The sequence below is a fragment of the Moraxella bovis genome (assembly GCF_002014975.1).
Taxonomy (GTDB): Bacteria; Pseudomonadota; Gammaproteobacteria; order Pseudomonadales; family Moraxellaceae; genus Moraxella; species Moraxella bovis.
Window position 1 is genome coordinate 1 of record NZ_MUXV01000084.1, and the last position, 11,220, is coordinate 11,220.

Consider the following 11,220-nt stretch of genomic DNA (forward strand, 5'->3'; position numbering starts at 1 on the left):
CATAATAAAAACTTGCTTGATAGAACAACCATCAGTCTCAAGTTTTTTTCTTGAAAAACGTGCGATTTTTCTCATTTTTCATGGCAAATACCAATATTCAACACGCCCTAATTAAAAATGATAAATTATTGATTATTGGTTGTTTTTTATTTTTAAAAGTGAATTTCCTTGCTTTATAATAAGGTGTACCTACCATTAGTAACATTTTATTTAAATTAAAAGACAAGATGACTTTTATAAAAACATGAAAAGCACCACAAAAACCAAATCTCTAAGGCCTAAACCATAATAAGCCCAAATCGCAAGATTTTGGGCTTATCTTTAGAGTTAAATAAATTAGTAGCTTAGCTCGGCACGGCGGTTTTGAGCCCATGATGCTTCGTTTGAACCTGTGGCGACAGGTTGCTCTTCACCAAAACTTAAAATCTCTATATTGGCAGTGTTCACGCCTTTGCTGGCAAGATAGCTACGTACAGCAGCGGCACGACGCTCGCCCAAGCTCATGTTATATTCACGAGTGCCACGCTCATCGGTATGACCTGCGATTTGCACGCGTGCACCTTGATTAGTGTTCAAGAATTGGGCTTGTTGGTCTAGAATGGCAGCGGCATCGGCACGGATGGCATCAGAGTCAAAGTCAAAATGCACCACGCCTTGCATGTTGCGAGCAGCGTTTTGGATGGCATCTGAGTTATTGACCAAAGCACCGCCAGTATAGCCACCATTAGCACCGTAACCACCTAGGGGGGCAACAACTACTTGTGATTTTGGCTTTTTGCTGGCACAGCCTGTCACCATAAGGGTGCTGGCAGTCAAAGCCAATACAAGGGCTGTTGAGATTTTAGAAGTAAGCATAAATGCTCCTTAATTGAATAATTATAAAACCATTTTGACGATTGTACCATTTTACCACAGTTTGCTACTTAATGACAATTTGCAAAATCATGTGAGAAAATCATGCTCTATAATGACAAAATTTAATGGGCTTAGCAAGTCATTTTAGGGTTGTTTTTGGGGTATTTGGGCGGAAAGATTGGCTGTTTTTGGGGCTTTTTGATAAGCGGTAGCAAAATAAGTGACCATATTGGTGATTTTGGGGGTGAGACGGTCTTTTTTTCATGGTAAAAATTTGATAGTATGGCGTATTCATTTATCAATTTAAATCCAAACCTAAGCTAGGAAAAACCATGACCAGTAGCAATAAAGAACCCCAAAAAATCTACCTAAAAGACTACACGCCACCGACTTATCGTGTGGACGATATTTACCTAGACATTAAAGTATTTAACGACCACGCCACCGTATCTAGCGTGCTAAACATGAGTCGTGAGCATGACGGCAAACTTGTCCTGCTAGGGCGTGAGCTTGAACTTTTAAATATTAGCATCAATGACAAAGTGCTGACGGCTGATGATTATGCCTTAGATGACGAGAGCCTAACCATTCACAACGCCCCCGATACCGCCAAAGTCGCGATTGACGTAAAAATCACGCCCCAAACCAACACCGCCCTAGAAGGCTTGTATCAGTCGGGTACGGGCGATGAGCTGATGTTTGTTACCCAATGCGAACCAGAGGGCTTTCGTAAAATCACCTTTTTCCCTGACCGCCCTGATGTTTTGACCGAATACACCACAAGGGTAGAAGCGGACAAGCGTTTTTTTGTGCTACTTGCCAATGGTAATTTGATAGAAAAAGGCGACGTGGGCGATGACAGACATTTTGCCGTCTGGCATGACCCCACCAAAAAGCCAAGCTACCTGTTTGCGTGCGTGGTGGCGGATTTGGCGGTGATGAGCGACCATTACACGACCATTGAGGGGCGTGAAGTACTCCTAGAAATCTACGCCGTGCCTGCCGACATTGACAAATGCCACGTTGCCATGACCGCCCTAAAAGACGCCATGGCGTGGGACGAAGAGCATTATGGTCGGGCGTATGACCTTGATCGTTATATGATTGTCGCCACAGGGCAATTTAATATGGGGGCAATGGAAAATAAGGGCTTGAACATTTTTAACACGTCTTGCGTGTTATCTAGCCCAAAAACCACGACCGATGAGCGGAGCTTTCATGTCAAAGCGGTCATCGCCCACGAATATTTTCATAACTGGACGGGCAATCGCATTACCTGCCGTGATTGGTTTCAGTTGTGCCTAAAAGAAGGCTTTACCGTATTTAGAGACCAAAGTTTTTCAGCAAGTCATCGCTCGCCTGCGGTGCAACGCATTGATGACGTGGGTTTTTTAAAGGCTTATCAGTTCAAAGAAGACGCAGGCGTGCTGGCTCATCCGGTGCGTCCTGACAGTTTTGTGGAGATTAACAACTTCTACACCGTTACCGTCTATGAAAAAGGGGCTGAGATTGTGCGTATGATAGCGACCTTGCTTGGCAAAGACAAATTCCGCCAAGGCACGGACGAATATTTTGCTCGCTATGACGGTCAAGCCGTTGCCATTGAAGACTTTTTATCGGCGATGAGCGTGGGCGATGGACGTGTGCTTGACTTTTTGGCGTGGTATACCCAAGCAGGTACGCCTGTGCTGACGGGCGGATTTGACGTGGCGGGCGACAGTGTCAAGCTGGCATTTAGCCAACAAACTCGTCATGTGGCAGGATTTGATGAGCCAAAAGCCCTACCCATACCGATAGACGTGGCGATTTTTCATGGGGAGAGTGGGGAGCTACTCGCCCAAGAGTTGCTACTTTTGACCAAAGACAGCGATACGTTTGGTTTTGACGGTTTGGATTTGGGCGGGGTGCGTCCTGTGGTGTCGGTACTGCGTAATTTTTCCGCCCCTGTCAAGCTAGAATTTGATTATACCGATGAAGATTTGGTAAAAATTGTACAATTTGAAAACGAAGGCTTTAACCAATGGCAAGCGGTGCAGACGTTGGTGGGTAGACTGTTGTTTGGTAAATCGGACAATGTCGCCTTGCTAACTGACACCCTAAAACGTATCGTGCCAACGCTCATGCACAAAGACCCCATGCTGACCGCTCGCCTGTTTGATATGCCAAGCGAAAGCGAGCTTGCGGTGGCGTACGATAAGGACTATGACCCACAAGCGGTCAAGGCAACACGCACCGCCCTAAAAGAGCAAATCGCCCATGCCCTAGCCGACCATGTACAAGTGTGGTATGACGCCCTGCCTATCGTACCTTATGAGGACACGCCTGACGCTCGTGGGGTGAGATTGCTTAGAAACGTGCTACTCAATCTAGCACTGACCGCCAAACTTGACATGACCGAACGCACCGAACGCCAGTACACCAACGCCACTTGCATGAGTGAACAGCTCGGAGCATTGGGGGCGATGATTGAGTTTGGCTTGCCCAATGCAGACGATTATACCGCTCAGTTTTATGAAGAATATCATGATAACGACCTTGTCATTGACTCATGGTTTAGCGTGCAAGCAGGGGCGGACAGCCGTGATGTGGCGTTTATCAAGGCTCTTATGGAGCGATCGGATTATGATTGGCAAACGCCAAACCGTGTGCGTACCACGCTTGGCGGACTGGCAAGCAAGCCCACTCAGCTATGGACAAAAGACGGCATTTCGCTGTATCTGTCGGCAGTGGCTCGCTTAGACGTGATAAATCCTGTGCTAGCGTCTCGCTCCTTGTCCGCTCTGGCTCGCTGGTACACGCTATCGGGCGATGATAAAGAGATGGTCAAGGCAGAGCTTATCGCCTTGCAACAAAAAGTAAGCTCCAAAAACGTGCTTGAATTCTTAAATAATATGCTCGGGGATAAAGCATGAGTGTTACCCCATTTGTGTGGTTTGGATTTGATAAAGAAGTGCATGAGCTGTGGCAGGGCATGAGTGTGGCGGGCAAACGCTTTGCCTATCATCAGCGACTGTCTACACTCATCGCTCAGCAGACGGCATTCAAGGCGGATTTGGACAGTCTTAAACTGCTGGACGTGTTCTTATCAGCGGTCAAATCAGACTTGGCAGGCAAGAGTGTGAGCGAAGCTCGTGTGCTATCTCATGATGACTTTGCTCGGCTCATCATCATCTTGGCGTATCATGTCGTGCAGGTGATAAAGCAAGAGCTTGTCCAATCGGTGGTTAAGCCTACCGTAAATATCTACACCGCCCAAGGGTTTAGCTGTGTCTATGCTCGCCTGTTCTCGCAGATGGGGGTAGATACCCACAGTCAGATGGCAGATGAGCAGTTGCAGGGCTTTTATTATGGCATGGGCGTATTGTGCCAAGGCGTGGGGCAGGCAGGGCAAGCGGTGGCGGATAGGTTTTTTATCCTGCCTGTCATCGGGGCAAGGCTGTTTGGCACGATTGACCGCACCTTTGTGGCAGGTCTTGATGATAATGGGCAAGGCGTGGGCGTGGCAGAGGACAGCCTGTATTGGGCGGTGCATGATTTTATCAGTCGTTTTAAACAGTTGCAACACGACCCAACTGCCGATGACAGAGCTAAGCAGTTGTTTAGCGAGCAACCGCTGTTTTTAAAGCAAACAGATAAGTCAGTGCAAACGGTTGATGAGCAAGATGAGCAGGCTGTTTTAAAAAATAGTTTGCAAGATGGTTTGCAAAATGACTTGCAAAATGGCTCACAAAATGGTTTGCAAGATAATGGGCAAAATAATTTAAATAACGACTTGCAAAATCATTCAATAAACCCTTTGACAAACGATGGGCAAGATGATTTAACAAGTTTTAATCAAGTCATGGTGGATGGACAACCAATCAGCCACAGCCCAGCCCCAGTTATGCAAGATATGCAAACCTTACAACCTGCCCAGTCTGCCAGTCAAGCTTATGTTGCAAGTCCAAACACACCACATCAAGCCAAAAGTCCGCACCAATCCAATACCACAAACTTACCCCCGTCCGCCTATAAGCAAAGGGCGAGAGCGTCGCACACGCCCAAGCTCTTTGATGAAGCGTACCAAGATTTGCTCAATATCAATACCCCAAGCGATGCCGTGAATGAATACCAAAAGGCGACAGCAGTACTGACCAAATTTGATGCTTTTATCGATGCCAAAATCGCCGAAGGTAAGCAGATGGATGAGATTGTGTTTAATGACAAGCAGGTGCAGGCACGCAAAAAGGCACTTGCCTTACTGGTGGGACTGGTCAAGCAGGGCAATCCGTCTGCCATGCTTCGCCTAGCCCTGTACTATTTTGGCGGGCGTGGCGTGGGCGTGGACATCAATAAAGCGGTCATGCTCACCAAACGTTCTGCCGAGATGGGCGATATCCGAGCCCAAAAACTGCTCAGCCGTCTGTATTATCAAGGCTTTGCCCCCAATGATGGCGGTATGGCGATGGACGTGAGCATGGGCGAACATTGGCTTCGCAAATCAGCCGATAGCGGACATCCCGAAGCCAAAAAGGTCTGTGCTTACATGAATCAAGTGGAGCTTCTAAAAAGCGACTACCGCACCGAGATGGTCTCGGACAAGCGTTATGGCATGCTGTTCATCGCTGTGGGCGTAGGGGCGGTATTGTTATTTATCTTGCTTAGCGTGATGTTCTGACATGCGTCCGCCCCTATATTATCGCTTTGCCATTACCGCCCTAAAACCGCTTTATTGCTTGTTTTTGGCGTGCAAAAAAGCCAATTTGCCCCATTATGAGCGTGAGATTGCCGAGCGGTTCGGACAGGGCTATTTGCCTATTAGTCATGATAAGCCCGTCATTTGGTGTCATGCCGTGTCTTTGGGCGAGCTAAACACCGCCTATCCGCTACTTAGGCGTATGCTGGCTGATGGCTATCATCTGTGGATAACCAGTACCACGCAGACGGGATTTAACCGTGCCGAGATGCTTTTTAAAGATGAACTGGGCAAATCGGTACAGCACAGCTTTGTCCCTGTCGATGATGTGGCGGTATTGGGGCGGTTTTTGGCACACGTCCGCCCTTTGATGGCGGTGTTTGTTGAGACCGAACTGTGGGCAAATACCTTGTCGGTATTGGCAAAGCGGGGCATAGCGAGTGTTATGGCAAACGCCCGCCTTACCCAAAAATCCTTTGATAGCTATGCTAAATTCAAAGGGCTTAGCCAAGGCATGATGGCAAATTTATCCCTCATCATCGCCCAAGATGAGCAAAGTTATCGCAACTTCATCGCACTTGGGGCAAATCCAGATAAAGTCAAGCAGGCATATTCTCTAAAATGGAGCGGTCAGATTGGCAAAGCCCAAACCCTTGATAACTTTAATAATCTTACCAACTTTACCGATTTTGTCAAAAACCGTCCCATTTGGGTCATGGCAAGCACGCACGAGGGCGAGGAGCGGTTGGCGTTGGAAACCCATAAGCGACTGCTTGCCGTTTTCCCCAGTCTACTGCTTATTCTGGTGCCACGCCACCCCGAACGCTTTAATGAGGTTGCAAGCCTTTGCACACAGTTTGTTTATCACAGACGTAGCCTAGGCGAGCCGATAGCCGATGATGTGCAGGTATATTTGGCGGACAGCATGGGCGAGCTGATGGCATGGTATGAGCTGTCCGACGTGGCGGTGGTGGGCGGTTCGTTTGTGGATAAGGGCGGTCATAACCCCATTGAGCCTGTGAGCCTTGCTATGCCTGTCATCATGGGGCGGTATGTCAAAAACTGTGCCGAGATTGTGCGTGATTTTTCCGATGTGGGCGTACTCATGCAAAGCGATGATGACGGACTGTATGATAATATCAAAGCATGGCTTGATAATCCTGCTCTTGCCAAAGAAGCAGGCGAGAGCGGGCAAAGACTGGTACAAGAGCGGGCAGGGGCGGACAAGGTGCAGTTTGATATGATAAGGAAATTGTTATGAATGTCATTATCCTGCCCCCGTCCGCCTTTGACGATACCCCCGCCACGATTGACAATGCCGAACAGCTTAACCACATCAAAACGGTGTTAAAGGCAAGCGTTGGCGACACCCTAAAAATCGGCAAATTGGGCGACAAAATGGGCGTGGGGCAAATTGCTCATATAGATGATAAAGTGTGTTTTTTGGAAAATGTCCGCCTAGACACCAACCCACCGCCCAAACTCGGCGTAACCGTCATGCTCGCCTTGCCACGTCCTAAGGTGCTAAGACGGCTGATTGTGGACATGACGGCGTTTGGGGTTCATCATATTATTCTTATCAATTCTGTTCGTACCGACAAAAGCTATTGGGGCTCGCCCCTGCTTACCCGTCTTGATGAGTTTGTGCTAGAAGGACTGCAACAGGGCGTGGACAGCGTGCCACCTGCCATCACCCTTGCCAAACGCTTTAAGCCCTTTGTGCAGGATATATTACCTAGCTTGATAAATGATAAATCCGCCCTTGTCTTTCACCCTTATGCCAAAACAAGTTTTAAGGATTTTATTCACAAAAATCCCCTGCCTGACATGATTATCATCGGAGCAGAAGGGGGGTTTGTGCCTTATGAGATTGAGCTTTTGGCAAGTGTGGGCGTGCGTGCGGTGTCGCTTGGCGAGCGGATTTTGCGAACTGAGAGTGCGGTCAATGCAACCCTTGGGCGTTGGGTGTAATGATGTAAAGCGTTGATTAAAAATGCTTAAATAGAAAAATCATCAGAGCCGACATTTTTCGCTTGTTCTCTGGCTTTATGTCCTTTTTGGGTGCGAAATTTGGGGGCGGTTGCGTTGTAGCCTTGTCTTTTTTGCCAATCATTGGCGATGCGATACTGCCAAAATATGCGAAAGGCAATGCCCAGCACGACACTGGTAATCATGCCACACACCAGCAGTCCCCACGCAAACGCCTTAAAGGAAAACACCGAATACATCTCAAAAGGATTGCCACCGTTGCCAGTTACCCATAGTGTCAAGTCCGACACAATCAGCCCCATGCCCCGAATGCCAATGACAGGCTCGCCCAATAGCATTGCCCCCACCGAATACGCCAACCAAAAAATCGGAATGGTCGTCAAAGGGTTGGTAATCCATGTCAAGGCGACACTCATCGGCACGTTGGCACGAAAGATTAACGCTCCAATCAGGGCAAGGGGCATCTGACCAGGTAGGGGGAAAAAGGCACACAGCACGCCCACATACACCGCTCGGGTTAGGGCGTTGCGGTTTAACTGCCACAGACGTGGGTCAGCCAAAAACGGAGCGAACAGGCTTATCATGCGGTTTTCACGCAATTTTTCGGGAGTGGGGAGCCAGTTTTTGAGCTTTTGTTTTGGCATGAAGAGCGTTGATGAATAAATGGAAATGGCAAATTATAGCAAATTTATGAGACAATGTTGTTGTAATTTTGCAAATTTAAAAGGTGTTTTTGGTGAACATTGAATGAATGACTGGATAAAATAAAATCCCCAAGTGATGACTTGGGGATTTAGAATTTGGCACTCCATAGGGGATTCGAACCCCTGTTACCGCCGTGAAAGGGCGTTTTTTATTTTTAAGTGCCTATTACCCAAAATTAGGCAAGGATTTTACCACGTCTTGCAGATTGTTTCTACCCAAATGGGCGTATTTTTGCGTGGTTTTGATGTCAGAATGTCCCAGCAGTTGCATGACGTGATAAATGGGCGTGCCTTGCTGTATGAGTATGCTTGCGAAAGTATGGCGTAAATCATGTATGCGTACTTGTCCAATGTCGGCACGCTCCACCGCCTTTTTAAAAGCAGATTGGAACGTTACACGGCGTTGCCCTGTGTTTGAATTGTAAAACACCCATTGACTGGGATTATCTTGTTTGAGAGCCTGTAAAGATTGAATTGCAGATGGGTTTAAGGGTTTATGGATTGTCTTTCTGTTCTTTGAAAGGCTGTTTAAGACGGTTAAATAACCCTGGTCCAAATGCACATTTTGCCACTCCAATTTTAACAGCTCACTGCGACGGCAACCCGTATTTAGTAGCAGATTGATGAAATGATAAAGCTGGTCATTACCGTTGTAGCCCTTAGCATGGGTTAAGAGGTCTTGGCATTGTCTAACCGTCAGATAGCAGGGTATAAACTCTTCTTCAAACAGCTTAAAACCGTTAAGCGGATTTTTAATTTGTTCATCGTGGTGCTTATTGTAGAAATTAACAGCACTGCGAACAATGGTAAGCTCACGATTGATTGTAGCGTTTTTTACGCCTTGGAGCGTGCGATAAGTACAGTAATCTGTGATGGTTTTGATTGTTAGTGATTTACCGCCAAAAAAATCAAAATGACATAGTTTGTCATCATAGTTTACGCCCTTCATGTCAAGCGAGTTTTTGACATAGAAGTCAATGATTGCAAGTAGATTCATGATTTAACCTGTTTTACGGTGCGACATTACACCGCAAAACAGAATAAGTTATGCCATGCTAATTAAATCAGGGTTTTTGTCAAGTAATCTAATTAGGGTAATGGCTGGACCTGTTGGCGTTCTAATGCCCTGTTCCCAGTTTTTAAGCGTTTTAGGGCTTATGTGTAGCTTCTGGGCGAACTGGGTTTGTGATAGCCCTGTTTTTGCCCGAATATCTTTGATGTTTGGGCGTTCATAAGTGAATGTACGACTTGGGACTATTTCGCCCTTTGTAATTGCAATGGCTTCATTCATAGAAGCAACAATATCATCAAATAACTGCTTATCCATTTTTAAGCTCCTGTTTTAGCATGGTGATAAGGGTTTTAAAAACCGCTTTTTCAGCATTAGTAATATTATCTTTAACGGATTTTGGATAAACCGCAAACAGATAAATGCGACCAAATTCATCTGTATAATAATATAAGATTCTAACACCGCTACTCTTGCCACTGTTACGACCAAAACGAATCTTTCTAAGTCCGCCAGTACCTTGGATTAAATCCCCTTTTTGTGGGTCATTTAACAGCTCATTTTGAATCTTACGATATTCATCATCATCAAATAATTCTTTAATGGCTTTTGTAAAAATACTGGTTTCAATAAAGGTCAATAACTGCATTTGTAGCTCCTCATTTGATGATATTATATACCCCATTGGGGTATAAGTCAAGAGCTGATTAAGATGGATTAAAAATAGGTTCGGTTTTTGACTTTTCAGAAAATAAATATTCTTCCGTTGTAGTTATGCCTTTTGTTGTTTTTTGGGGTTGTGTTTGAATTTGCTGTTCAGTAAATTCATTTTCTCTATACTCTGAATAAACATCATTGCTTGTTTGACTGTCCCCAGTGCGTGAATATGTATCACGTCTCTGGGGTATTCTTCCTTTTTCGACAAGCATTTCTAAACATTGCTTGTTAGGTATGTTGAGTAAGTCGCCATACTGATTATAAGCCTTACATTTGCCATTCATTGCCATAACAGATGCAGGTAAAATAACTGGGTCATTTGCAACTTCTGCAGTGTATTCCAACAAATATTTTTTATGCAATTCAGGATTGACATAATTTCTACCGTTAGGATTATTGTCAATAAATCCACTCACTGCGGAACGGTTGTTCAAGTCATCATTCATCTTGTCAGGTGCTATGCCAATTTGTTCATTGGCTTCCCTGATTGACTCTGCTCCACGCTCCTCCGCCCCTAAAATAAAACCACCGACAATTTTAATTCCCCATATCCCAAGCGGAATAAGAACCAGAATCAAAAACACCACAAAAGCACCCATGTAGATGATTTTTTTTGGAATTTTTCTTTTTTGGTCATGGCTTGCATCATCATCCACCGATTTATAAAGCTTAGATATGTCAGCGGTTAAATGGTGGGTAAACTCTTCTTGTGATTGACTCTTATAATTTCCCTTGTCATCAATTTGAGACATTGCACCAAAGAATTTAAATACTTTTGGTTTTCCATCTTTAAAAGGATGGGATATATGATAATGTACATCTACCAATTTTCTTAGAGCAGAATGAATAAATGTAGGGTCTTGAGTGATAAGCACAATATTCTTATTTTCATGTCTTATCATTGTCATTTCTCTAACTCGCTCATCTGAATTAATCTTAGTATTGGAGTTATCCGCCCAAGGTAGTCTTTGGGCCTCATCATAAATGATTGTACAGTTTTTAGGGGCATCCAACCAGTTTTCGGGGGATTTTTCCACGCCGTCAATGTTCAATCCATCTATATCAGCAAAAACCTTATGTTCGGGGAAATTGTCTACAATGTACTTAATTTCTTTTGTTACAAAATGGGACTTGCCCGAGCCTTTTTTACCCGTAACAAGTACAAGCCCTTGCCCTTTTATTTTGCCATTATCTTTACTCATTTTGTTACTCCGTCTATAAAAAAACAAAAAAAATTTATTTTTTTGCAGGGCAAAAAAATAAATTTTTTT

At 45.1% G+C, this 11,220-nt stretch carries 10 protein-coding genes; 4 read left to right on the forward strand and 6 right to left on the reverse strand.

Annotated elements, in window-relative coordinates; genetic code table 11:
- Nucleotides 1-336 precede the first annotated feature (336 nt).
- Nucleotides 337-855 (reverse strand): peptidoglycan-associated lipoprotein Pal, encoded by a 519-nt coding sequence (gene pal, locus B0182_RS13215; RefSeq protein WP_078275360.1) that lies wholly within the window; start codon nucleotides 853-855, stop codon nucleotides 337-339.
- 332 nt (nucleotides 856-1,187) lie between these two features.
- Here pal and pepN point away from each other — a divergent pair, with 332 nt between their 5' ends.
- Genes pepN through B0182_RS13235 form a run of 4 tightly spaced genes read left to right on the forward strand, consistent with a single transcriptional unit; the run spans nucleotide 1,188 to nucleotide 7,501 of the window.
- Nucleotides 1,188-3,767: an aminopeptidase N gene (gene pepN / locus B0182_RS13220; RefSeq protein ID WP_078275361.1), complete on the forward strand. Its 2,580-nt coding sequence runs from the start codon at nucleotides 1,188-1,190 to the stop codon at nucleotides 3,765-3,767.
- On the forward strand, nucleotides 3,764-5,512 hold the full coding sequence (locus tag B0182_RS13225) for a tetratricopeptide repeat protein (protein ID WP_078275362.1): 1,749 nt from the start codon (nucleotides 3,764-3,766) through the stop codon (nucleotides 5,510-5,512). Before pepN ends, B0182_RS13225 begins: the two co-directional genes overlap by 4 nt.
- Nucleotide 5,513: 1 nt before the next feature.
- Nucleotides 5,514-6,791, forward strand: a complete 1,278-nt coding sequence (locus tag B0182_RS13230; RefSeq protein WP_078275363.1) for a 3-deoxy-D-manno-octulosonic acid transferase — start codon at nucleotides 5,514-5,516, stop codon at nucleotides 6,789-6,791.
- Nucleotides 6,788-7,501: a 16S rRNA (uracil(1498)-N(3))-methyltransferase gene (locus B0182_RS13235; RefSeq protein ID WP_078275364.1), complete on the forward strand. Its 714-nt coding sequence runs from the start codon at nucleotides 6,788-6,790 to the stop codon at nucleotides 7,499-7,501. Before B0182_RS13230 ends, B0182_RS13235 begins: the two co-directional genes overlap by 4 nt.
- A 26-nt stretch (nucleotides 7,502-7,527) precedes the next feature.
- On the opposite strand, the gene B0182_RS13240 is transcribed toward B0182_RS13235, so the two are convergent.
- From B0182_RS13240 to B0182_RS13260, 5 genes are all read right to left on the reverse strand, one after another.
- Nucleotides 7,528-8,163, reverse strand: a complete 636-nt coding sequence (locus tag B0182_RS13240; RefSeq protein ID WP_078275365.1) for a DUF2062 domain-containing protein — start codon at nucleotides 8,161-8,163, stop codon at nucleotides 7,528-7,530.
- Between the two features lie 226 nt (nucleotides 8,164-8,389).
- Nucleotides 8,390-9,220, reverse strand: coding sequence for a tyrosine-type recombinase/integrase (locus B0182_RS13245; protein WP_078275366.1), 831 nt, complete (start codon nucleotides 9,218-9,220; stop codon nucleotides 8,390-8,392).
- A gap of 48 nt (nucleotides 9,221-9,268) precedes the next feature.
- Nucleotides 9,269-9,550 carry a NadS family protein gene (gene nadS / locus B0182_RS13250; protein ID WP_078275367.1) on the reverse strand — a complete coding sequence of 94 codons (282 nt, stop codon included), beginning with the start codon at nucleotides 9,548-9,550 and terminating at the stop codon, nucleotides 9,269-9,271.
- Nucleotides 9,543-9,872 (reverse strand): type II toxin-antitoxin system RelE/ParE family toxin, encoded by a 330-nt coding sequence (locus B0182_RS13255; RefSeq protein WP_078275369.1) that lies wholly within the window; start codon nucleotides 9,870-9,872, stop codon nucleotides 9,543-9,545. Before B0182_RS13255 ends, nadS begins: the two co-directional genes overlap by 8 nt.
- A 67-nt stretch (nucleotides 9,873-9,939) precedes the next feature.
- The coding region (locus B0182_RS13260; RefSeq protein WP_244893704.1) for a zonular occludens toxin domain-containing protein at nucleotides 9,940-11,220 on the reverse strand (1,281 nt) is incomplete at its 5' end.

Bases quoted from the DNA above. Each gene is read 5' to 3' on its own strand.
- nadS (WP_078275367.1), bottom strand. From the start codon at position 9,550: ATGGATAAGCAGTTATTTGATGATATTGTTGCTTCTATGAATGAAGCC.
- B0182_RS13240 (WP_078275365.1), bottom strand. From the start codon at position 8,163: ATGCCAAAACAAAAGCTCAAAAACTGGCTCCCCACTCCCGAAAAATTG.
- B0182_RS13225 (WP_078275362.1), top strand. From the start codon at position 3,764: ATGAGTGTTACCCCATTTGTGTGGTTTGGATTTGATAAAGAAGTGCAT.
- B0182_RS13235 (WP_078275364.1), top strand. From the start codon at position 6,788: ATGAATGTCATTATCCTGCCCCCGTCCGCCTTTGACGATACCCCCGCC.
- B0182_RS13245 (WP_078275366.1), bottom strand. From the start codon at position 9,220: ATGAATCTACTTGCAATCATTGACTTCTATGTCAAAAACTCGCTTGAC.
- pal (WP_078275360.1), bottom strand. From the start codon at position 855: ATGCTTACTTCTAAAATCTCAACAGCCCTTGTATTGGCTTTGACTGCC.
- pepN (WP_078275361.1), top strand. From the start codon at position 1,188: ATGACCAGTAGCAATAAAGAACCCCAAAAAATCTACCTAAAAGACTAC.
- B0182_RS13230 (WP_078275363.1), top strand. From the start codon at position 5,514: ATGCGTCCGCCCCTATATTATCGCTTTGCCATTACCGCCCTAAAACCG.